Genomic DNA, 24,769 nt, shown 5'->3' with positions numbered 1-24,769 from the left:
GTAATTGTTGAAATGGCTTTTATACTACTTTTTACAAAAAGAAATTCATTTTTGTTGTTAGTGATTAACTTCGAATTTAAAAAATCAACATCCCCAATTTTAAACCCATTGAAATAAAAAAGCATCTTAAATGAAATTTATACTAACAGTTTATTCGTTTAAAATACTCTTAAATGTATCTAACATATTATTCTCGAAAACTTCAATAGTATAAAGTTTCTTATATTTCAGTTTGGCATTGATTGACATTGCTTCAAGTTTGCCAACATTATTCAGTAAGATGGATAATTTTTCAGCCAGATCACTGGGATCATTCATTTTAACTATCATACCATTCACTCCATGATCAATAATTTCAGGTATGGCACCATTATCTGTTGACACTGGCACCAGTCCAACCATCATCGATTCCAGAATTGATAGAGGAAAACATTCATTTCTATAATAAGTGGGGAAACAAAATATTGCAGAACTATTAATCTCAAGAAACTTACTATTACCGTAAATCGGACCAAGAACTTTAACAACATCGTTCAGTCCTTTATCAACAACAATTTGTTTTAATTCATCAACTGTCAAATCTTTAGTGCTACTTCCAATTATTTTAGCTGAAAACTGAACGTTTTGAGATTGGAGCATACTAAGTGCCTCTATCAAAACCAAAACCCCTTTACTTCTTACCAAATTAGACAAATATACTATTTCATGTGTTTTTATATTTCTATTCCCTAAACCATCAATTTTCTGGTAAGGAATACCATTGGAAACGTAATATATTGATCCATTATGGACCTTATCAATATCATAACTTAACATTTTTGAAAGACATATAACACTGGAATCTTTAAAAACATACTTGTACAATATTTTTTTTATCTTGTGTTTTATTTCTGTGGATATACCTTTGCCATGTAAATGATAACATATCTTTAATCCAAATAATTTTAAAATTGAAACAAAAATAGTATCCCTGTAAAAAGCACCACCAATTGGGGAAAGAGTAAAATAAACTAAATCATATTTTTTATTAATTAGCAATTTAATTAATATAAATGAAAGATTAAATGTTTGAAGTAATTTTCCGAAGGTGAATCTTCCAATTTCGCTAACGTTGTTCACAAAGTCTAAATTCAAAACATCAATATCGTAGTTGTCTTTTAGCCTTTCTGAGTTTACCAAATATTCGTTCATCATGGACGCACCATGAATAGGTGGTGGCAATTGGACTAAGAATAAAACGCGAGGCTTTTCATTGTTCTCCTTCATAAAACAATTCAAATTTTGAATTAATGGTTAATATGACACAAAAAAAACTAAAAAAAACTATCCCTTTATTCAACTCAAATACTTCTTCCGTTAAACTCGAAACAGCAAATAAAGTACTAATCCCCAATAACAATATTGATTTATTTCTAATAGAATTTAAGAACAAAAGTAGGATTAAAATAATAAATAACAACAACCCTAAAACTCCAAATTCCATAGCGTAGGTGAGATACATATTATGTGATGTATATTGCCGCTGTGATCCAAGTACAAATCCCTTTTCTTGATATTTATCCAGCAAATACTCCCTACTATTACCTTTTCCCACCCCAAAAGGTAAATTCTCCTTAACAACCTCAAGTGAACAGCTCCAAAGAGCAAGCCTAGAATTAACTGAATTCCAATTTGTACTAGTTACAGAATCCTCATAACTAAATTGTACAATTTCCCCAATGTTTATACTGTTTCTTGCTTTTGAATAAAATATGAAGCACGTCCCTATCAGTAGAATTATGGACAATAAAACCATTTTGGCGCCTTTACTGTACATCCAAAATAATAAGAAAAGAAATATGCAAGCCGAAAATATGACGGAAAATGTGTTTAGGGCAAATAATGCAATACCTAATATTACCAGAGCTATAAACGAAAACAATCTGAGCTTACTGTTTACGACCTGATAATTTCTTAATAAAACTGTACCGAAGATGATCATTGCAAATGCGGTATATATCGATAAGTATGTAGGATGAAAATTCACGTTTTCACTCAACTTATGGTATCTAAATAAATTTTCTATTACTAAATTATTGGGATTGAACTTATAAATAGATCCATTGATATAAGTATTAAAAATGGATATTATTATAGCGATTATAATTGTGAACAAGGTAGAAATTGCAAAAACTAACAATATTTTCTCCAATTGCTTCTTAGTTAATTTAGAGGTAGAGAAAATTAGTGGGAAAATGAGAAGTGATAAAGATTTTTCGACACCTTTCAGCGTAGTACTCACGCTTTCGGAATATAATACTGAAACTATACCAATTGCGAACAACAAAGTCAATACCGCTTGGATAATATTATATTTTACTTTTTGATTTAACAATTTAACAAATGACACGAATAAAAGAAGGATTATAACTATGTTGTTTAGGAGCATAGGCCCAAGTAAAGTAACTACTACACAACAAAACAAATAAAACTGTAGTTTATTCAATGCCTCTCTAGTTTTCCCGCTTTTCATATTCCAATCGTCTATTTAAATCAATTCCCATAAATAATTCACAAAAAACAATAACGGTAAAATAATCAAACCAATAGTCCAAAACAAAATAAGCTAATATTAAAAAAAAAATATGTTTTCCATAAGTGAGGTAACTGAAATTTCTTATCCAGTTTCCTAAATAAAAAATGAAAAACAGAAAAAATCCAAAAAACCCATATTCCCCAAAAAGTTTATTGTAAAATGAGAATGGTTGATTTGCTGTACCGTCTTTAAATGGTACTTTTAATAATTCTGAATTCCACAGAGAAAAATGATTTTTCTCAAATTCCATTGAAATAAATTTATATTTGTCTGGAAACCATTCAGTATAGTCTCCAGCCGTCAAGAATGCTGTTCTTGAAGAGAATTTCCCGCCTCCAGCGCCGAAAAAAGCTTCTGTTACACCTGAGGTAATAAATTTTCCAGTTTGATTGAATGACACCATCTTTCTTGCTTGGTCCGTTTCACTGAACAATCTTTGGGTGATGTTTTCAACTACATAATCTACATTTTTAGGACTTACCAAAGAAAAAATTATAATGCCAACGCTTATTCCTGTTACTATTTTAAATTTGGTGCCTAGAGAAAAATATGCAAAAACCATAAAGAGAGTTATACCTAAAAAAATAACTATCCCGCTCATGTAAGTAGAAGCTAACATAAATATAATCGCAAGAAGCGCATTCAATTTGTCACCAAAGTGATAAAAATAAACTACAAAAAATGAAAAAACGATAAATGATACAGAAGAATTCGTAAAAACCCCTTTAATGAAATCACCGGACCCCATACTAACTAGATGGGGTAAAATTGAATTTTTATCTACTGCTATCAATATGTATTGGAATATCATAATCAATACGTTAAACCAGAAAAATAATTTTAATGTTTTATCGATTGTATGAAAAGGTAAAGCCGACAAAATAGTGGAACCAGATCGTGAGGCTACTAACATTAAGACCCACATACCACTTGCAATAATTGAGTTAATACAATAATTCAGTGAGAATGACTCCTTCCAAAAAAACAACAATTGGAGTGAAGATACTACGATCATGATTACAAAGAACAATTCTTTAGAATTCATTCTAGATTTGAATCCATAGGTCAATATAATAATAAATCCTACTATCGGAATCCCTATAAACTGAATCACTGGATTTCCTACAGACAATACTAAAAGGAACATAAAAAACAAGACAATATGTATCCTAATCTTAGAAATTTTTATGCGGCTCAAATCTTATAATATTTTTTTAATTACCAATTTCGAAAAACATTCTTTTTAATTTATTAATTTGATCATTTGTTGATTGTTTAATTATGACTTTTAAATCCGTGTAATTTGCCATAAAATCATCAATATCACTAAACAAATCATCCTTTTTTAGAGAGCTAATATCATGAACAAACCTCTCAAATCCAATCATTTTCATAACTCCCTGCGTTTTAAACCCTTGATATCTAATTGCAATCACAGGGGTGCCTGCGTTTGCAGCCAAAATACAAGAATGTAACCGGGTTCCAACAAGTAGCTTACATTTAGAATATACTCCAACCATTTCATTTGCATTATAGTCTTCTGTTAAAACTAAATTTTGAATTCCCTTCTCATTCAACTTTTGCTGAATAACATATATTAAATCTAAATCACTCTTTCCATGATGTCGTACTGTCACTTGCGGAATAAACAACGGAAATAAATTGTATTTTTTATAAGACAATTCTATAGCTCCAACAAGATTTTCTATATACCGCTCCTTAGCTTTAACTGGATCTTCAATCCTTGGAAAAGTCCAATTTACTACAGTAATTCCAAGAATTTCTCTTCCCTCCGAAAGCGCTAAATCGACATTGATATCTTTCTTTTTGATATAAAATGCCGTATCAGGAGCAAGTGATACATTTGGTATGTGATACTTCCTAAGTAAATTATAGGAAAGCTCTTCTCTTACTACAATATGACTACATAATGAAATGTACTTCATTGCATACTTTTCACTTTTCTCTGATGCAAACCCCCCAATACTTTGCCCCAATATTATAACTTTCTTTTTTAGTTGACTTGCAACTCTTATGGGTTGTAATGTTCTCCACAAAAACAAATTACCCCTTAAATCCTCTTTATCATTGTAAATAAATTGTCCACCTTTAACTATTACTAAGTCAGCATTTTTAATACTCGTATATGCTTGAAATTGTTTGCCTCCTGCATATCTACCCAATATCCCAAAAAATGAAATTTTCAATTGTATATAATTTAGAAAAAGTCTAAGAACGGCTATTACATTAGTAATAAAGGATGTGTTACCACCTATATAAGGAGTCGGTAGTATACCTTCAATAATTTCTATATCATTTTCTTTCATCTTTCTATTATGATACCAAAAATCTGGATCAGATGATCGAAAAGTTGACATTAAAGTGATTTTTGCGTGTGGAAATTTCTCTCTTAACCCGTCTACTGTTGCCTGTGTTATTGCTAAATCGCCTTTGTTTGAATCTGAATAACCGTGTGTAATTACAATATTTTTTGCTTCCATAGAAAAAATGTTATTTATTTAACACCTATAGCATTTTGTTAAATTTAATTCGTAAAAAAATTAACGCTATGAAACTGACAAGTATAAGTGATATTATATATGAGTATAGCTCTTGCCCGAAAATATATGTTGAACCGAAGAACAAAATAGTCATTAGTATTAAGGGCGGCATAAACTTCGTTCTTTCTAACACAAATAATCTTTCATTAAGTGATCTTATATTTAATAATGATAAAGAAATTTCACCTATTAGTATTGCTAAAGATATATAGAATGGTTGTTGTTCGTTAAAAAAAGAAAATAAAATTCCAGATGAAATAGTAATTCCAGCTGCTACAATCAGATTTCTACTATAATCGTTATCTTTTTTCTTCAATAATAATCTTGTACCTGAACTGGTGGTAAATGAAGATATGAAACCAGCTAAGCCAAGAATTACAAAAGTGTAAGTATAAACCGTATATTTTTGATCAAACAATAATGGGATAATTACCTTTGGGTAAAACACCAAAGTGTTAAGAAAAACAACTCCAGCAATCATCGCAAAACTATCAACTTTTAATGCTACCGACTCATCTTTTAGTTCTTTAAAAAAAGCTTGTACTATAATTCTTCTCACACCTTTAAATACCATGTAAAACTTTAATGCAATATAAGCAACCGCTATTATCCGGTTATCATTAAAGTAAGAAAGAACATTAATCAAACCAATTCCAATGAAGAACATTGAAAAACTAGCAATGCCGATATTGAAATTTGAAATATACATATTTAAGCTTTTCACACTGGGCCTAACAAAATATGAAACCTTAAGATATTTTGACACCAAAATTCCAGCCATCAAATATGTTGCTATCAAACTTACTACAAAAATTTCTATTATCTGTTTTTCAAAAAATATAGATGCCACAACTAAAGAAAGGGATGGAATCATCACTCTCATCAAAGCAATAAATGCCCCAGCAATAGGTTTACCTATACCATATAATGCATAATCTGCATTTAAGGCGATTACAGGGGCAATGAGAAATAGATAGTTTTTAGTAGAATAATAACCCGTAGCACCTAAGACCATTAGTATGAGTGCCAAAGTTATTCTAGCGCACTGGGTTTTATTAAGTTCATTTTCCCAGTTTTCTGCTGTTGCAATATTCCTTGTAGCTGACAATTGAAGTCCAAAAGCAACAACGGATATTATCAGTAATGATAAAGAATCCAACTCACCGATATACGCTAAAGTGGGTTCTTCAACAAATTTTGAAATAAATTTTAGTGATAGCAAAGTGACAACATGTCCTATACCAGTTATACCACCTATTATTAAAAGTCTTTTAATCATTCATCACCCCACAAAAATCCAACAGCAACTTGTCTTTGGATAAGGTTAATTCCTTAAACTCATCATGTGCTACTAAAAACACCACAATATCAGCTTTTTCGGCAGCTTCTTTATAATCCGTTAGCTTGAAAACCTTATGTTCCGTGATATTCGGCTCAACAATGTAATACTCTTCATTATTGGCATTTTGAAGCACTTTCTGGGCTATATACTTAGCCGGAGACTCCCTTAAATCATCGATGTTCGGTTTAAAGGCAAGTCCCATTAGCGCAATGCTTGGCTTTTTACCATTCTTAAGCTCATATTCAAGCTTGGCAGTTTGCACTTTTTCAGCACACCAAAAAGATTTATAATTATTAATCTCTCTGGCTTTACCTATGATTTGCGATTCCATTGGATAATCTGCCACAATGAAATAAGGATCAACTGCTATACAATGTCCACCAACACCACATCCTGGCTGTAAGATATTAACTCTTGGATGCTTATTAGCAAGACTAATAAGTTCCCACACATTGATATCGGCTTTATCACAAATTAGAGAAAGCTCATTAGCGAATGCGATTTGAACATCCCTGGATGAATTCTCTACCAATTTACACATCTCAGCGGTTCTAGCATTTGTTTTATGTAAATCCCCTTTGATGAATTGTTTATAAAACGCAACAGCCTTATCCGTTGACACTTCATTAACTCCACCTATCACCCTATCATTATGAACCAATTCATACATTACATTTCCTGGGAGTACTCTTTCCGGACAATATGCAATATATATTTCTCCTTCTAATTCAGGTCTCTCTGAAAAAATAAGGCTCATCATTTTTTCAGTAGTACCAATTGGAGAAGTCGATTCGATAATATATAAATCCCCTTTCTTTAACAGAGGAATTACCGCCTTAGTAGCAGCTTCGACAAATGAAATATCCGGTTCATTCTTTCCTTTAAACGGGGTGGGTACTACAATTAAATAGGTGTCGGCTTCAACAGGTTTGACGTCAGCTCGTAAATACCCTTTTTCTACCGCACTGGCTACCGCCTGATCAAGTTCGGGTTCTACAATATGTATCTTACCCGCATTAATTGTTTCAACTACTTTGGGATTGATATCTACTCCGTGTACATAGGTTTTATTTTGAGCAATTAAAGCTGCTGTAGGTAGGCCTATATATCCAAGACCAACCATGACCACATCCGGATTATTCATTCGAAATTTCTTTTATAAAATTCACAATTCTTTCACATGCTTTACCATCTCCATATGGATTATGTAAAGCACTCATATTATTATAAGCATCTATGTCATTTAACAACTTCGAAGCCTCATTAAAAATCTTATTACTATCTGTCCCTACCAACAATACTGTTCCAGCTTCTACTGCTTCTGGTCGCTCGGTAGTATCCCTCATAACAAGTACAGGTTTTCCTAGGCTTGGTGCTTCTTCTTGAACACCTCCACTGTCAGTTATAATTAAGTACGATTTCTCCATCAACCAAACAAAGGCAGGATAAGAAAGTGGATCTATTAAATTGACATTATCAATATTTGATAAAAGTTCATAAACAGGCTTCTGAACATTAGGATTTAAATGTACAGGATAAATGATTTGAACATCTTTGTTTTCTTCTGCGATTTTCTTTAGGGCTTTACAAATATTCAAAAATCCTTGACCATGATTTTCTCGTCTATGCCCAGTTACCAGAATCAATCGCTTATCGGACTCTAAAATATCCGTTATTTTTTTCACCTCCTGATCAACAAAATCAGTGTTTTTAATTTTATCTACACTAAAAAGCAATGCATCAATAACAGTATTTCCCGTTATTAAAATAGACTCATCTGATTTACTCTCCGCAAGTAGATTATTTTTGGAGGTTGTGGTAGGTGAGAAATGGTAATTAGCGACTACCCCTGTTACGCATCTATTCATTTCTTCCGGAAATGGAGATTGCAAATTGAAGGTGCGCAAACCGGCTTCTATGTGACATACTTTAGCGCCGGAATAAAATGAAGCTAAACTAGAAGCCATAGTTGTGGTAGTATCACCATGAACATAGACAAAATCAGGCTTAAATTCTTCCAAAACCGGTTTAAGACTGGTTATTATATCAGAGGTTAAAGAATATAAGTTCTGGTTTGGTTTCATTAGGTTTAAATCGTAATCAGGCTTAATTTCAAAGAATTCAAGTACCTGATCCAACATTTCTCTATGCTGAGCCGTTATACAAACCTTTGTATCAAAATCCTCACTTCTATTTTGAAACTCCTTGACCAATGGTGCCATTTTTATGGCCTCGGGACGAGTGCCAAAAATGATCAGGTTTTTAATTCTCATCTAGCTTTTTAAGATTTTATTCACATTTCGCACAAAAATACAATAATACATTGGTAAAGCAAGTTTTTTTAGACTTAATACTATACGCTAGTCTAATCGGCTTTATTCTACAATGATCCTAAATTTCTAATTATGTATCAGCGTTTCTGAAATTCATCATTAAACCCACATCCTATGGTAAATTTTAGCAGACCAGCATCCTAAAACAACACCTTTCCACTGATTGATGTGCATTTTACAGCCAGACAAATAATCTTATCTAATGCCTTTTTATTTAACGCTAACTTTCAAAAAAAAAGACTATCTAAATATAATAATGCCCATGTTAATCTCTAACATAAGGTTACCTAATTGTTAAACATACTTATTTTAAGTACCGTGTAATTGTGGACTAAGAATAACAGAATCAACACTTGTCGTAAGTAATAATTAATTTACATCAGATAAAATGTAAGTTTTCAACCACGAATAGCACAACAATCTCATAAAACCCTCGTTAATAAATAGTGTCAGATCAGATGAAAAGTCTGACAGAATTGGGCTGTGGTGCCCAAGTGTTTTAGGTATTTATTTTAACTAATCAATATAGACTTATATTGAATAATCACAACGAATGTATTTTTTAGAAACTGCAATAGTACTATTGGTAGGTGCATTTTTACTTACCTTTTTTACAATTCCAAAAATAATTGGAGTTGTAGAGTATAAGAAGCTCATGGATAGTCCAAACCATAGGAGCTCACACAAGAAAGTTACACCCACTTTGGGTGGTGTTGCCTTTTATTATGGCTTAATACTGGCAATATTCTTTTTGAAAGGTCAGGATATGTATGATGAAGCTATCTATTTGGTACCGGCAATAACAATTTTGTTTATCATCGGACTCAAAGATGATCTAGTGGTTTTATCCCCACTAACCAAACTGGCAGCTCAGATCATAGCCGTTTCCTTTATACTGGCAAGTGATAGTTTTACCATTCATTCACTACATGACTTTTTAGGAATCAATGAGATCCCGTACTTTGTGTATTTACTCATAGGAGGATTCTTAATGATCACCATTATTAACGCTTACAATCTTATTGACGGTATCGATGGATTAGCAGCTATGGTAGGCATTGTAATACTCACAATGTATACCATCATATTTTACCTTTCGCATGAGTATTTCTATTCCTTATTATGTATAGCGTTAACAGCATGTTTAAGTGCCTTCCTGTACTACAACCTATCAAAGACCAAGAAAATCTTTATGGGAGATACAGGGTCGCTCATTGTAGGATTTATGATTGCCATGTTTACGCTGAAATTCTTGGCATTAAACCCATCTGACTATAGAGCATTACCCTTTCACTTGGATAGTGCACCACTGGTTGCCATGGGAATATTAATAGTTCCGTTGTTTGATACCGCAAGGGTATTTACCCTTCGAATCGCCAACAAAAAGGGGCCGTTCTCACCGGATCGTAACCATACACATCATGTCCTGGTGGATTATTTAAAACTGTCCCACAGACAAGCCAGTTGTACCATTGCAGGTTTTAATTTGATCTTTGTTGTTATCTTAATTATCATGGGTAGTGCATCATCAAATCTATGGATGATCATAATGCTCTTATTTACCTGTATAGCCCTAGCCTACCTTTTCTTTAGGCTAGACTATAGCATACCTAACCTTAAGAGAAAAGTGTTCTTTAAAAGAAAAATAGAAGGTCTTAGACACCGATTACATTTATACCCGCCATTAGCCTGGAGTGGTAGGTCCAAGCAAAAGTGATCCATTAATTTTATACTAAAAAAATACAAAGCATCAAGCGAAAACCCCTGTCGAATTTTATTCAGCCAAGGGTTTTCGCTCTTTTCTTAATTTTTTTGACACAGAAATTTTAATGGGAAAACTACACCTTCACAATTGAAGTAATCTTAAATTTAAAATAACAAAACAAGAAGATTACCATTCTGTAGGCAGATTCAATAAAACTCATGTTTAACACCTTGTAAAACACACTAAAGTTGTATTTAATCAGCTTAAACTTATTATTACTTAATGATTCATTACCCACTCTATAGTAAGACAAGGGTTGCTGAATTCCATAAGACATTTTAATGTCCTTTAAAATCATAATCCAAAGTGACCAATCTTGTCTCTTTCTGATCAGTGGCATATAATACTTCCCAATCTTTTCTGCATCATACATGGCCGTTAAACAGCCGATATAACCATTTCTTAAAATGGCATTATAACTTACTCTCGATGGAGATTTAACCAGCTTCTGTGGTTTAGAGTTTTCATCCACAATATAATACTGAGCATAAGAAAAAGCATAGTCGTTCTTTAACATAAAATCCACCTGGATGTTTAGCTTATCCTTATGCCAAAAATCATCAGCATCCAAAAATGCAATAAACTTTCCCTTTGCAGCCTTAATAGCAGTATTCCTGGCCACACCGGCCCCACCGTTTTCTTTAAGCCGAATCAGTTTAATTCTACTGTCGGTATTGGCATACTGTTCAATGATTTGAACACTATTGTCCGTAGAACAATCATCAACCAAGATATGCTCCAAGTCAGTATATGACTGACCGAGAGTTGAATTCATACACTCCTTGATATACTTGGAAGAGTTATATACTGGCGTTATAATAGATACACTTACACTCATAGCTTCATTTTAAAAAATTAGGTTTGATCACTCGTCCAATTCGTTTATGTTTCCCTTTTGGATTTCACTTCAAACCATGCATAATTATATACGTTTGATTCTCTTAATCTATCTACTTCCCTTCGCCTACGTTTTTCTTTACCTTTTAAGATTCCATGGCATTTTATAAGACCTTAGAGTTATAATAAGGATCACCAACATAAAAAATAAGAATGTCAGCATCGTAGCCTGTGCTGCACCCGTAATACCGTTAAATTTAATCAGAAAGTAATTCAGGATAATATTTAACATTGCCGAACTCAAGGACAATATGGCAACCAATTTGGTCTTCTTGTCATAGAACAAAAAATTCACTAACATTTTGTAGATGCCGTTAAACAAAAATCCTATTAGGACCCAAACGATCAAAGAGGCACCTTCAATATAACTTTCATTTATAAAATACTTATAAATAAGAGGGATCATAAAATAAATCACCACAGTTATAATAATTAAGAATGCAATATATAAGTAGGTTATCTGAACTATTTTTCTTTTACTACCTTCTGTATTTTCATTTAATTTTTGAAAAAAGAAAGGAACCCAAGCCTGATTGAAGGAGTTTTGAATAAGAGATATTACCATTCCGATTTGGTAGGCCACAGAATAAACTCCGACATCACTCATGCTGAGCATGATGAGAATAAAAAATCGATCAGAAAAATTAATCACATAGCTTCCAAAGGTGTGAAAGATAAGCGGCACACTGTAAGCCATGGCCTGTTTCTTATATTCTTTATCAGATTTTAAATTATTTAAGTACCCTAATTTACGTAAACCATACAATGCAATGATTGCAAATACAAATGCTACCACTACCTGAGGATAGATCCTACCCTCCCAACCATAACCTAAACTTGCAATTAAGAAAATAGAAAGCCCTAAATCCAATGCTGTTTTACAGACCCTGAAAATTCCGAAGTGAGCCACTTTATAGGATACGCGCCACAAGGCCAAGAGAATCTCTGAGATTTGAGTAAATAATGTGTATAAGAACGCTAAAAAGATAAGATATGGTGGTATATCGTAAGATAATAGGTAATCTTCAAACACAATATTAAATACCAGAGATAAAGCAGTAATGATCAATCCTGAAGAAAGCAGTATTACTAGAACAGTGGATACAAATCTTGAAAGGACAATTTTTTCAAAATAGAACCTCCCGATGGATTGTACAATACTCAAACCAATTATCGGAGTTATTATAAGCGTGGTATTGTAAAATATATCCACTACCCCATAATGCTCCGGACTCAAATAAGCCGTTAACACAGGTAGTAATAAGAACGGAATTGCTGAGTTCAGTACATTGAAAAAAGCAAATCCGGATATATTTTTCAATAAATTAATGTCCTTCATGCTCTACGCTTTAATTTCCGATTCCATAAAACTCTCCATATTCTGAAGAAAGTTTCGCTTAAAAAATTGATCAGAAGCTGCTTCTATATACGCTTTAGATTCAAAGTGGTGACTTAGAATAACATCAACAAACTCATAGGGCGATTCTATAAATACCGTATGTCTTTTATCGTTAAAGATCTCTTCATAATAAGACTTTGACCAGTTTTGATAATTATACATTACATTAGGAACACCATAGCTTAAAGCTTCAATAGCGCAGGTGGAAAAAATTGTAGAATGAATATCTGAAAAACGCAGACAATCATAGATATTTAATTTTGTCTCCACAATTAAATTATCAGGCATGCCTTCCGGCTGCACTTTAAGATCATTTCTTGGAATCAGCAAGTATACGATGTCATTTGATAACTTAGCAGATTCAATCAGAAAATCCAAGATTTCATTTTCATAAACCTCCTGGTGGGTATACACCACTATTTTTTTGTAGTTCTTCCTTAAGCTTGTGATATAGTCCTCGTGGTTCCCTGTCTGATTATTCAGGTATTGGTCAAGCAAATAATAACCCACCGGCATAACATTTTTAGGATCTATAAAATAATTCTCCGGATTTTGAAACACCTCCATTTCCCTATTACCATAGGTCAAAAAATAGTCCGGAAAGAACTTCCGTCCAAAATCCCCATAAACATTATAGGCATTATGTTCTTTATTAACAACGCCGTGCTGAATTTCAACTACCGGTATATTAAACTCCTTAAGGGCTTTTATATACCCCATAGAAGAAGCAGAATACACAAAAAATACCGCTTTGGGTTTTTTAAAGTATTTCAGTATTAATTTAAAGAGTCGATATTGCCCTTCATAAATTAGAAGGAATCGGTTATAGTTGATTTCATAACCGTACTCTTGTTGAATATCTTTTATAATATGTTCGTTTTCAAGCTTACTCATTTTAAACCCTAAAAAACCCAAAACAAAAACCCCCAGGTACAATATACTTTCACTCATGATATGTTTGGTGGGTATCTCATCCTTTTTATAGTGCTTTCCAAGTGGGAACGGGTTTTCTATAAGCAAAGACTTTGTCGATGCCAAAAAGCCTTCAACCACCCTTTCATGGTACAAATCGTTATAGCGCTTTCTTCGCTCAGAGCCGGAAAAAACCAGATAATCAAATTGGCTTAAATTAAAGAATTCATGAGTTCCGTAAAAGAAACTTTTGAAGATCACCCAAACTGCATTGAAATTCAACTCTCTAGTTCGGTTTACGGTTCCCTTTTGCTTTGCCTCGTATTTATAATAACTTTTTAATCTCAGAACCGGCCATATGGACTCACCCTTATACTTCAAGTTTAAAATACCTGAATCTTTCTCAATTTGCTTTAGTATACTCACTTGATTATGCTTCGTTTTATAATTCGTTTTACCTTATTCCAAACCGGCTAAGGCTTATATTCTGTTTTTAATTTTTAATCTTTTGTGATTTCTCGGCACGCTATATTTAAAAATGTTTTACTCAATTAAGCCTTATTAATTTCCCATCATTTGATCTATGAAACTCATCCTTTTGCTCCTCTTCGTTTTCCTTAATAGTATCATCTTCTATTAATTTATCCTGTATTAACCGCTCTTTGGTTACAAAAAGAAAATAGAAAAAGATTAAGTCCATAAAGGATACTCCCCAGAAGATTACATATTGAAACAGGGAGAATATTAATATTGGAATGATATAATAATAATTATACTTATTTATATTTCTTAGAACCAGATAGATAAAAATCAAACCTATAAAAATACCATTGGTGGCAAATGTCTGCAGGAAGGAGTTGTGACCATGGAATAGTTCACCGTTGATATTCATCCATAACTTATAAGATCCATTTCCGAAAATAGGATTATCCAGTATGAATTGGTAATATTTACCCAAGACAACATCACGCTGCGAAAGATCGGCATTCTCCATCCCTCTGTTCATCTGATAGTACAGATCAGCCCAACTTGAAAAAATGACATAACCCAACACAAGTAATCCTAGAGCGAAGAGTATGTACAGGACTTTAAATCGTTTTGACAATAAATCATTTAAAAAACCTTTGACTTGCGGAATATTTACCAGAAATAGGAACAACACCACGGTTAGTATCACTGATCTGGTAAATGTGATAACCAGACCGGCTGTAAATATTGCGGCATATATAAATAGTTTTCGCCCTTTGAATTTCAGATAATGTAATAATAATATTCCCACACATACCTTATAGGCAAATGAGCTGGAATTGGGACTTAAACCGGCAACCCTTTTATAATAGATCAATCCCTTGTATCCAAAAGGTGCCTCTCCCGCAATACTTTGAGAAATGGAAGGGAAGAATGACTTTACTTCTGAGGCATATTCCAACACCCCCACGAATACCTCAACTGAAATAAATATAAGTACGTAATTGAATACCCTAACATCCGCGTTTTTCCCGAATAAATATGATATAATCATAAACACCGTATAGGGGACCAGACTGGCGTATTTAAAATCGCGCAGTACCACAACCAGATTAAGCACTTGATTAATGGTACAAAGCAGAATAATGAACAGGACTATATAAAAATTGAAATCCAGTTTTGTCTCCCTTGTAATCAATAAGGGTACCAGCAGTAAATAAACATACAAAGGAACAAAGGCATAAGATGGTAAAACCAGCAATATTGCGATTAAAAAGTTTTTAATATCAAAATTTGTTATGCTCATCGGGATGTATTCCAGGTCATCTAAATAGCATTCTCAATATTTTTTCATTATTATGAGAATGCTATTTGACCTAAGGTTAATTACTTAGTTATCGTATATATAACATATACGGTGAAGTAGATTTCGGGGATGTTATAATTGAATTCTTGTGTTTTCGCTTATAAAAGCTTTGAGCATTTGATATTAGAACCACTTAATTATATTTCTAAAACAAGGTTAAGCGATCAACTGCTTACAACACTTTTACTTTGACGTGTTAACAGATCAATTTCCAATACAATAATATTTAAACCCAATCTTTTCTAATTGGGCTCTATCTAAGATCGCTCTACCGTCAAATACACAGGCAGGCTTCAGCATGTTATCATAGATCGCCTGCCAATCATAAGATTTGAACTCATCCCACTCGGTAAGAATGGCAACGGCATGAGCATCTTTACAGGCCTCATATGGATCATTCTGTACTTCCACCAATTCCTTATTCTCCTCTGCACTTCTGCTTTCTAGGTAATTTAGATCTGCAAAAACTCGTTCTTCTTTTACCTTGGGATCATAGACTGCGATACTCGCTCTTTCTTCAAGCAATTCATCAGCGACGTAGATGGCGGCAGATTCTCTGGTGTCATTGGTATCCTTTTTAAAGGCCCATCCGAGAATAGCAATTTTCTTACCGGATACTGTATTGTAAAGGGTTTCTAAAATTTTGGTAGCAAATCTGCTTTTCTGATGATCGTTCATTAGAATAACCTGCTCCCAGTAATCAGCGACCTCAGCAAGACCAAAGGTCTTGGCGATGTAGACTAAGTTGAGAATATCTTTTTGAAAACAACTCCCTCCAAAGCCCACAGAAGCTTGTAGAAATTTAGGTCCTATACGGCTGTCCATTCCAATAGCTTTTGATACTTCACGTACATCAGCTCCGGTTGCTTCACATAACTCTGAAATAGCGTTGATGGAAGATACCCGTTGCGCTAAAAAGGCATTTGCAACTAATTTGGATAATTCGGAGGACCACACATTTGTAGTTAAAATGTTTTCTTTAGGCACCCACCGCGCATAAACGTCAACCAGTGCCTGTATGGCCTCTTCTCCTTTTTCGCTGGTTTCTCCACCGATCAGTATTCTATCCGGCCTTAAAAGGTCCGAAATAGCCGTTCCTTCTGCCAAGAACTCCGGATTGGAGAGAATTTGGAATTCAACACCGTTACCTGTTTCAGAAAGCACACTTTTAATAGCTTGAGCAGTTCTAACGGGAAGGGTTGATTTCTCAACCACGATTTTATCTGATGTGGCTACTCTTGCAATTTGTCTGGCACAAAGCTCAACAAATTTTAAATCAGCAGCCATATTTTTCCCCTTACCATAGGTTTTTGTAGGCGTATTAACAGATATAAAGATCATATCTGCGGCCGCTATGGCGGCATCCACATCCGTAGAAAAGAATAGGTTCCTTCCTCTGGCCTGGCTCACCACTTCTTTTAGACCTGGCTCATATATGGGCAGTGTATCTAAATCACTGGCATTCCATTGTGAAATTCGTTGTTCATTGATGTCTACTACCGTAACATCAATATCGGGGCACTTTTGTGCAATCACAGCCATAGTGGGGCCTCCAACATAGCCGGCACCAATACAGCAAATATTTTTTACCTGCATTACTTATTTAAGGTTTATTCATGTTTCAAAGCAACAATCATTACAGCAAGTAGATTTAGGGTAAAAACAATGTGAATACGGTGTTATCCTTTGGAAATTCTAACCTTGTACAACAACCGTGTTGAATTGTTTGATTGTAGAACGCTCTACATTGTAAGATATTATTAACACCATCAACTTTTACATTTCCATAACATTCTATTTGTTTGCAGTCAGTACTTACACTTTGTCATATCTCAAACAAACCGTTGCACAAACTACTGAATGTTGGATTATTCCAAGGATAGTAGGCCACTTTTAAAGATAATAAGCATTCAAAATCTTATGAACCTTACAATTGTTAAAAAAACCGTCCCTCCTGTTTCAGAGCTTCATAATGTTCAATATCTCTGTGTGAAAAGACTTTGGCAGGATGTCCCCCTGCAATGGCATAATCGGGAATATCACTGACCACTACACTGCCGGCTTGAATGATTGCTCCTTCACCAATGGTAACGCCTCCCATTACCGTAACATTGATCCCGAGCCATACGTTATCTTTGATAACAGTATCTCCCTTTACAATAAGGGTTTCATCATAAGGTATTTTATGGCCTTCGTAATTATGGTAGGAGGTCATAATATGACATCCAAAGCCTGAGTGAAAATTATCACCTATATAGCATGTTCCGATCCCGAAAATTCGCATACCATTGAAATGGACGTTATTTCCAAGAATGGTTTTACCGGTAAGTTTGGTGAAACCATTGGCTTTAATGTTTGCTTTCCAGTTGTTGGCAGTGGACTTGGCATAAGTAGTAAACAGCCAAGTCAGAATAGATTTTACAATACGCGTCATAACTTATTTTTCAGTTCTGTCATAATGATTTGTAGCGGTAAAACTCAGGGCAATACAGTTTTATACTTATTGAATATAATTGGTAATCATCTGGTTTTTAAGCAGAAGCTCTTTAATATCAATATCGTTTTGATAAAGAATCTTCTCGACAAATTCTCTAAAAACCCCCTCACCCCCTTTTTTGGATAATACCCAATCTACCTCATTTCTGATGTAATCCGGTGCGCTGGAAGGACATGCACTTAAACCTACATGTTTCAGAAGATTAAAATCATTGATGTCATCTCCGATAAAAGCCACTTCGTCCATGGAAATTCCTAATTTAGAAATCAGGTCTTCAGCCACTTGAACTTTATCCTTTATGCCTAAAAAAGTATGTTCGATTTTTAATTTATCGGCCCTTCTTTTTACAATATTAGTAGACTCCCCTGTTATGATACAACAGGGGATTCCTAACATCCTGGCAAATAATACCCCGGCACTGTCGTATGTATTGAACTTTTTGAATTCATTATCAAAATTATCATAATACATACCTCCATCGGTCCAAACACCGTCAATATCGGTGATTATTAATTTTGGTAAAGCCATAGATTTAAATTGTATTACTCGTTTGGTCTACTTTAATTATTTACTGTTATGCAATATCACCCGGGTAGATGATTTCATCTTTCTGAATTTCTTTGCTCAGCCTTTTCCCTACTACATTACTTCTTTGCATCCATTTGAATCCGTCACCCGGGCTCAACAAATGTATATCTTCTTCAGTAATAATGTGGCCCTTTGCCAGAGGACGAATAGATGCAACAGATCGCTCTAATTTCTCTCTTGCAGCCTTAACCGAGTCTTCAATAAAGATACCTTCTTCACCGAATGACTTTTCAAGGTTTCTGATATCCCTCATCATTCTGTAAATACCATCAACAGCTAAAGATCCTGCTTGATCTGTACCTTTCATTGCTCTGTCCAGGGTAATATGTTTTTCTATAATTTTTGCGCCCATGGCAACAGCCGCAATAGGAGTGGCAATACCTATGGTATGATCAGAGTACCCAATTGTATATTGTGGATACTGCTTTTGAAGATACGCAATTGTTTTTAAATTTACGTTTGTATACTGAGTGGGGTATTCAGATACACAATGCAATATAGAAACATCAGAATGATACTTTGTGATGGTATCCAAGGCATCGTTCAACTCTTTTTCACCGGCCATACCCGTGGATAAAATCATTGGAATTTTTGTCTCTGCCATGGCAGCCAATAATGGCAAGTTGGTAAGGTCTCTGGAGGCTACTTTAAGCCGATCCGGAGTAAATAACTTTAACAAGCTCAAACAACCTACAGCACATAACGTTTCTACAAAATCAATGCCCCTTTCTTTGGCGTATTTGTATAGCTCGTGATGTTCTTCATCGTTAAGCTCTAAGAATTCTCTGTGCTCTCCATAAGTTCGACCGAAAGAATTTGGGGTATCATAAATTCTATTCATCTGCGAAGCTGACAATTCTTGACTAAGATCCCGCTTTGTAAGTTTCACAGCGTCCATAATCTTAAGTTCGTTACCGAATAACTTGTCATTTACAGGTCTTTTAACTGCATCAATAAGCAATTTTGCAATATCAACGGAACCATTATGGTTCTGGCCTATTTCTCCAATTACGTATGTCATTTTTCGTATTTTTTAATATTATTAATCATCAATTTTAAAGTGTTCGTATGCTGATCAACGTGTTGAATCGTTGATTTTATGTCTTCGTTATGCTGTGTGTAATAGGTGTATAATTCTTTAAGGTTTGAGAAATCCTCCCGATCATCTATGGTGAACCTAAGATCCTCCCTAGCAATAAGATAGTCCGGCATTTTCTCTAAATGCACATCAAATTTGTCAGGGTTAGCATAAATGTAGTTTGTCACATGTTCTCTGTAGAGTTTCTCATCGGTTTGCTGTTGTACACGCTTTAAGGCATCTAAGGTGACGATCTCAGTAAATAGACCCAAGTGGGTTTTTATAGCTGGAGTTCCGTTATGATTTTTAAAACTCAGATAATCTAATCCAGGATGGCTTTTGAAATAATCAATCAAATCTTGAATAAAACCTGAATCGAGGAAGGGATTATCGGCGCAAACTCTAATAACAGTATCTAAATTAAATTCTGTTGCAGTATCCACGAATCTTTTCAATACATCCAATTGGTCGCCAACATAATATTCGATATTATATTTTTTCGCAATGTCTACAAGAACCTTATCATCCGGGGCGTCTGTTGTTGCCAGGATGATCTTATATGTGTCCTTAAACACAAGAAGTTTATTGATTAAAATATCCAAAATGGAGCTCCCGTTGTAGAAAGGGAGCACTACCTTATTGGGCAGTCTGGTAGAACCAGTACGCGCCTGTATAATAATACCGAATTTTTCAGTCATAGCTAAATAGTAATAATCGTAAAGTAATACGTAGATTTAGGGCTAAAACAATGTGAATACGGTGCTATCCTAAGGTAATTATAACCTTATACAACAATCGTATTGAATTGTTTGATTGTAGAACGCTCTACATTGTAAGATATTATTTGCACCTCCACATTTTACACTATCGTAACATGGTAAATTGGAAGGACCATTTGTTTGTGTAGCGCCTAAAGTTGAAAAAGCAGAACAACAACCTATTGGTAGATTGAGGGTTGTAGAATTAGTAAAGCCTCGCTATAAGATTGCTTCTGGAGGCACATATTTTTAGGAAATTATTATCCCAAAACACTATAAACAGGTCTTTTTGCCTTGGTTTTATAGCTGTTATCTTTTATGAGAGTTGTATTTTGGATGTTATTTTTCTCCAAGATGAGCTTCGCAAAATCATACCAACTCATAACCTCCTTATCACTAAAATGATGTATACCGTAGTTGTCACTGCGGTTCATAATTAAATCAAGAATATAACCCATTAAATTTTCGGCATCTGTGGGACAACCTGCCTGGTTGTCAACAATATGTAGCTCTTTTTCAGTTTGAGCTTTTTGGAGTATAGTTCGGTAAAAATTCTTTCCAAATTCCTTACTATACAACCAGGAAGTTCGAATAATGAAATATTGGCTTAAGAATTTTTTAATATTAAGCTCTCCTTGTAGTTTGGAAGCCCCATAGACATTAATGGGATTTGGAATGTCATTTACGTTATAAGGAGTCGTTTTTTGACCATCAAACACATAATCAGTAGAGATATGTATCAAAATACAAGATTGTGCTTTGCATGCCATTGCTAAAAATTCGACGGCGGAGGCATTCACCAAGAATGCTTTTTCTGGATCTTTTTCTGCCTTTTCGACATTGGTATAGGCTGCACAGTTTATACAGTAGTCGGGCCTGAGTTCTTCAAACACCTTTTTCACAGCCATGGTATCCGTAATGTCCAATGCGTTAGAGTCCATAAAAACAAAGTTCAGTTCAGGGTAATGATCTTCATGTTTTTGAAAAGTCATCCCAAGTTGCCCGTTGGCGCCAGTAACTAGAATGGTTTTCTTTTCTGAAGATAATAGACGCTTATGTGATGTGTTTTTTGACATTAACGGACGTTGTATGTTTTAGGTGTGTGATTTTAATTCAGATGGGTTAATTCATGTAAGTCTCATAATGTCATCTCAAAACAATGCTTTAAAACTTAGAAGCAGTTGATCTTTCTCTGAAACAATAATTTCTGATTCCGGAATTCCCCAATCAATGCATAAAGTAGAGTCGTTGTATATGATTCCGCTTTCTGATGCCTTATGATAATAGTTATCGCATTTATAAGAAAATTCAGAGGTTTCACTTAGGGTTATAAAACCATGACCAAATCCTTTGGGAACATAGAGCTGTTTTTTATTCTTTTCTGACAATAGAATGGTTTCATGCTGTCCAAAGGTTTTGGAATCTTTTCGAAGATCCACAACTACATCCAATACTTCTCCCTGTAAAACCCGTACTAATTTGGCTTGTGCATATTCACCTTTTTGGAAGTGAATCCCTCTAAGTACTCCACGTTTTGATCTGGATTGATTGTCTTGTACAAAGTTGACTTTTTCCTTTATGGCTTTTTCAAAATTCTCTTTGTGAAAACTTTCAAAAAAATACCCCCGGTCATCCTTATGGATGGTAGGTTCAATAATATAGCACCCTTTTAATGTGGTCTCTTTTACAATCATGCCGTAATCTGTTCTCTTTTCAATTTCTATTTCCCTATCACAAAGGCTACTACCTAAATCCTCCCTTCTGATTTTCGACAGGATAAATATAACTGCTTTTATTTTTGCCAAAGAACAAAAACAGAAATTTTAAACCCTGAGGCTTTTAAGAACGGCAATATCAAGTGATTTCGGTTCAATTTGCGCCATAGTGGTATTATTACTCGTCTATAAACATTATCAGATGGTGCAAAACCACAATTTGCAACCATAATGAAAGTCTCATAAACAATTGGAAGGCAAATTCAAGTTAGACCATAATCCGCCTAAAAACAACAATTCTACAGTAGAGTTAAAAGTTTCATAAACGCCAACAAAAGGATGCAGCTTGCCATGTACCCAGTATACCTATTTTAAGCTGTAATTATTAACAAAAGAGTCCATGCAAGCGGGGATCTGAAACCTTAAACTAGAAAAAAATGAGCTCTTTCAATAGTGACAATTTTGATTTCGTGTCACAAAACAAGGCTTGTTTTTATTATGTAATGACTTCATTTACACATTTTAACATTCTCAAACCGCAATCTTTAGGCATTGTAGACTACTCTTTTATCAAACTAAGCAGTCGCTTACCATACCCGCTCTTAATAAGTGGTTCAGCCAAAGCTTTTAATTGTTGACTGTCAATATACCCCATCTCATAGGCTGTGGCTTCGATAGAGCCTATTTTAAGACCTTGTCGTTCCTCTATAACCTCAACAAACTGCGAAGCTTGCATCAGCGATTCAAAGGTTCCTGTATCCAACCAGGCTGTTCCTCTATCCAAAATACTCACTTGAAGCTTTCCTTTTTGTAGGTAGGCTTTGTTTATGTCTGTAATTTCAAGTTCCCCTCTATGGCTAGGCTTTATTTGCTTTGCTATTTCTACAACCTGATTGTCGTAAAAATAAATCCCCGGTACTGCATAATTGGATTTGGGATGGCTAGGCTTTTCTTCTATAGAAACGGCTTTCCCCTTTGCATCAAACTCCACTACCCCGTACCGTTGTGGATCATGGACGTGGTAAGCGTAAACAATTCCACCGTTAGGATCACTGTTTTTTTGCAGTAACTCACTTAGCCCAGTTCCATAAAAGATATTATCTCCCAGAATCAGTGCGACCTTATCATTTCCGATAAATTCTTCTCCAATGATGAAAGCCTCCGCCAGTCCATTAGGTTGCTCCTGAGTAGCATATTCAAATCGACATCCGTATTTTTTCCCGTCACCCAACAAATTGACAAATAACTCTTTGTCTTGTGGAGTAGTTATTAGAAGGATCTCGTTAATTCCCGAGCTCATTAGTGTTGAGAGCGGATAATAAATCATAGGTTTATCATACACCGGCATGAGTTGCTTACTTACTGCCAGCGTAAGTGGATGTAATCTAGTTCCTGACCCCCCTGCTAGTATAATTCCTTTCATCTGATTTATTTTATCTTCGTATCGTCTTGTTGGTACTGTTTAATATAATAGTCCTGATAGGCTCCACTGGTGACATGGTCTAACCACTTTGGATTGCTTAAGTACCAATCAATAGTTTTCTCCAATCCTTCTTCAAAAGTTAATGTCGGACTCCAGCCCAACTCCTTATGTATTTTATTGGCGTCAATGGCATAACGCAGGTCATGGCCTGGTCTGTCTTTTACAAAGTTGATAAGCTTTTCTGATTCTCCTTGATTCCTGTCCAATCGTTCATCCATCAAAGTACATAATAGTCTCACCAAATCAATATTCTTCCACTCGTTAAATCCGCCAATGTTATAGGTTTGAGTATTCTCACCTTTGTGAAACACCAAATCGATAGCCTTTGCATGGTCAACAACATACAACCAATCTCTGGTATAGTTACCGTCACCATAGACAGGTAAGGGCTCATTATTTATAATATTATGGATAAATAAAGGAATGAGTTTTTCCGGAAATTGACAAGGACCATAGTTGTTAGAACAGTTGCTGATCACATAGGGAAGTGTGTAGGTTTCTCCATAGGCACGAACAAAATGGTCCGAACCGGCTTTAGATGCGGAATATGGTGAGTTTGGATCATAAGCGGTTTTTTCAGTAAAAAAACCAGATTCCCCCAAAGTACCATAAACCTCATCGGTACTAATATGATAAAATCGTTTTCCTTGCGTATTGTTCTGCCAATTTGATTTGGAGGCATTTAAAAGATTTACCGTTCCAAGAATATTGGTGCGTACAAAGGCTAAAGGATCTGTGATAGATCGATCCACATGGCTCTCAGCTGCCAGATGGATTACCCCGTCAAATTGTTCTTGCTTAAATAGTTCGTCTATGAAGGAAACATCGGTAATATCACCTTTTATAAAACTATAATTAGGTTTACCCTCAATATCATTTAGATTTTCCAGGTTTCCGGCATAGGTTAATGCATCCAGATTAGTTATATGATAATCAGGATATTTGTTGACGAACAAGCGTACCACATGAGAGCCGATAAATCCGGCGCCACCTGTGATTACTATTTTTTTATTTGTTGATTGATGTTTCATA

The 24,769-nt window shown here is 34.6% G+C and carries 21 protein-coding genes; 1 reads left to right on the top strand and 20 read right to left on the bottom strand.

The window, feature by feature from the left end; genetic code table 11:
* Positions 1-150: 150 nt before the first annotated feature.
* The 7 genes from ACN0TV_RS01860 to wecB form a co-directional block, all read right to left on the bottom strand.
* Positions 151-1,266, bottom strand: coding sequence for a glycosyltransferase family 4 protein (locus tag ACN0TV_RS01860; protein WP_417359545.1), 1,116 nt, complete (start codon positions 1,264-1,266; stop codon positions 151-153).
* Positions 1,250-2,512, bottom strand: a complete 1,263-nt coding sequence (locus ACN0TV_RS01855) for an O-antigen ligase family protein (RefSeq protein ID WP_417359543.1) — start codon at positions 2,510-2,512, stop codon at positions 1,250-1,252. The genes ACN0TV_RS01860 and ACN0TV_RS01855 overlap by 17 nt, the downstream gene beginning before the upstream one ends.
* Positions 2,493-3,620 (bottom strand): hypothetical protein, encoded by a 1,128-nt coding sequence (locus ACN0TV_RS01850; protein ID WP_417359542.1) that lies wholly within the window; start codon positions 3,618-3,620, stop codon positions 2,493-2,495. The genes ACN0TV_RS01855 and ACN0TV_RS01850 overlap by 20 nt, the downstream gene beginning before the upstream one ends.
* 169 nt (positions 3,621-3,789) lie before the next feature.
* Positions 3,790-5,076 (bottom strand): polysaccharide pyruvyl transferase family protein, encoded by a 1,287-nt coding sequence (locus ACN0TV_RS01845; RefSeq protein ID WP_417359540.1) that lies wholly within the window; start codon positions 5,074-5,076, stop codon positions 3,790-3,792.
* Between the two features lie 25 nt (positions 5,077-5,101).
* Positions 5,102-6,415 (bottom strand): hypothetical protein, encoded by a 1,314-nt coding sequence (locus ACN0TV_RS01840; protein ID WP_417359538.1) that lies wholly within the window; start codon positions 6,413-6,415, stop codon positions 5,102-5,104.
* Positions 6,408-7,622, bottom strand: coding sequence for a UDP-N-acetyl-D-mannosamine dehydrogenase (gene wecC / locus ACN0TV_RS01835; protein ID WP_417359536.1), 1,215 nt, complete (start codon positions 7,620-7,622; stop codon positions 6,408-6,410). Before wecC ends, ACN0TV_RS01840 begins: the two co-directional genes overlap by 8 nt.
* The gene (gene wecB, locus ACN0TV_RS01830; RefSeq protein WP_417359534.1) at positions 7,615-8,751 is read right to left on the bottom strand and encodes a non-hydrolyzing UDP-N-acetylglucosamine 2-epimerase; all 1,137 of its coding nucleotides are present in this window, start codon (positions 8,749-8,751) and stop codon (positions 7,615-7,617) included. The genes wecC and wecB overlap by 8 nt, the downstream gene beginning before the upstream one ends.
* Positions 8,752-9,364: 613 nt before the next feature.
* Between wecB and ACN0TV_RS01825 the strand changes: the two genes are divergently transcribed.
* Positions 9,365-10,528: a glycosyltransferase family 4 protein gene (locus ACN0TV_RS01825; RefSeq protein ID WP_417359532.1), complete on the top strand. Its 1,164-nt coding sequence runs from the start codon at positions 9,365-9,367 to the stop codon at positions 10,526-10,528.
* A gap of 121 nt (positions 10,529-10,649) precedes the next feature.
* On the opposite strand, the gene ACN0TV_RS01820 is transcribed toward ACN0TV_RS01825, so the two are convergent.
* The 13 genes from ACN0TV_RS01820 to rfbB all read right to left on the bottom strand — a co-directional run bounded on the left by ACN0TV_RS01820 (position 10,650) and on the right by rfbB (position 24,768).
* Positions 10,650-11,414, bottom strand: a complete 765-nt coding sequence (locus tag ACN0TV_RS01820; protein ID WP_417359530.1) for a glycosyltransferase family 2 protein — start codon at positions 11,412-11,414, stop codon at positions 10,650-10,652.
* A 138-nt stretch (positions 11,415-11,552) separates the two neighbouring features.
* On the bottom strand, positions 11,553-12,812 hold the full coding sequence (locus ACN0TV_RS01815; RefSeq protein WP_417359528.1) for a lipopolysaccharide biosynthesis protein: 1,260 nt from the start codon (positions 12,810-12,812) through the stop codon (positions 11,553-11,555).
* 3 nt (positions 12,813-12,815) lie between these two features.
* Positions 12,816-14,210: a hypothetical protein gene (locus ACN0TV_RS01810; RefSeq protein WP_417359526.1), complete on the bottom strand. Its 1,395-nt coding sequence runs from the start codon at positions 14,208-14,210 to the stop codon at positions 12,816-12,818.
* Positions 14,211-14,331: 121 nt separating this feature from the next.
* Positions 14,332-15,558, bottom strand: coding sequence for an O-antigen ligase family protein (locus ACN0TV_RS01805; RefSeq protein WP_417359524.1), 1,227 nt, complete (start codon positions 15,556-15,558; stop codon positions 14,332-14,334).
* 264 nt (positions 15,559-15,822) lie between these two features.
* A complete protein-coding gene (locus ACN0TV_RS01800) occupies positions 15,823-17,214 on the bottom strand; it encodes a nucleotide sugar dehydrogenase (RefSeq protein WP_417359522.1) in 1,392 nt (463 codons plus the stop codon).
* 340 nt (positions 17,215-17,554) lie between these two features.
* Positions 17,555-18,052 (bottom strand): acyltransferase, encoded by a 498-nt coding sequence (locus ACN0TV_RS01795; RefSeq protein ID WP_417359520.1) that lies wholly within the window; start codon positions 18,050-18,052, stop codon positions 17,555-17,557.
* 66 nt (positions 18,053-18,118) lie between these two features.
* A complete protein-coding gene (locus ACN0TV_RS01790) occupies positions 18,119-18,643 on the bottom strand; it encodes a KdsC family phosphatase (RefSeq protein WP_417359518.1) in 525 nt (174 codons plus the stop codon).
* Between the two features lie 46 nt (positions 18,644-18,689).
* Positions 18,690-19,724 carry an N-acetylneuraminate synthase family protein gene (locus tag ACN0TV_RS01785; RefSeq protein ID WP_417359516.1) on the bottom strand — a complete coding sequence of 345 codons (1,035 nt, stop codon included), beginning with the start codon at positions 19,722-19,724 and terminating at the stop codon, positions 18,690-18,692.
* On the bottom strand, positions 19,721-20,479 hold the full coding sequence (locus ACN0TV_RS01780) for a cytidylyltransferase domain-containing protein (protein WP_417359514.1): 759 nt from the start codon (positions 20,477-20,479) through the stop codon (positions 19,721-19,723). The genes ACN0TV_RS01785 and ACN0TV_RS01780 overlap by 4 nt, the downstream gene beginning before the upstream one ends.
* A gap of 320 nt (positions 20,480-20,799) precedes the next feature.
* Positions 20,800-21,615, bottom strand: coding sequence for a dTDP-4-dehydrorhamnose reductase (gene rfbD / locus ACN0TV_RS01775; RefSeq protein ID WP_417359512.1), 816 nt, complete (start codon positions 21,613-21,615; stop codon positions 20,800-20,802).
* A 75-nt stretch (positions 21,616-21,690) separates the two neighbouring features.
* Complete coding sequence (gene rfbC, locus ACN0TV_RS01770; RefSeq protein WP_417359942.1) at positions 21,691-22,233, bottom strand: dTDP-4-dehydrorhamnose 3,5-epimerase; 543 nt, start codon at positions 22,231-22,233, stop codon at positions 21,691-21,693.
* Between the two features lie 580 nt (positions 22,234-22,813).
* Positions 22,814-23,677, bottom strand: coding sequence for a glucose-1-phosphate thymidylyltransferase RfbA (rfbA, locus tag ACN0TV_RS01765; RefSeq protein ID WP_417359510.1), 864 nt, complete (start codon positions 23,675-23,677; stop codon positions 22,814-22,816).
* 5 nt (positions 23,678-23,682) lie between these two features.
* Positions 23,683-24,768 (bottom strand): dTDP-glucose 4,6-dehydratase, encoded by a 1,086-nt coding sequence (rfbB, locus tag ACN0TV_RS01760; protein WP_417359508.1) that lies wholly within the window; start codon positions 24,766-24,768, stop codon positions 23,683-23,685.
* Position 24,769 lies beyond the last annotated feature (1 nt).

Source organism: Galbibacter sp., from assembly GCF_048266365.1.
In the GTDB taxonomy this organism is placed as follows: domain Bacteria; phylum Bacteroidota; class Bacteroidia; order Flavobacteriales; family Flavobacteriaceae; genus Galbibacter.
This window is presented reverse-complemented; position numbering and strand designations above follow the sequence as displayed.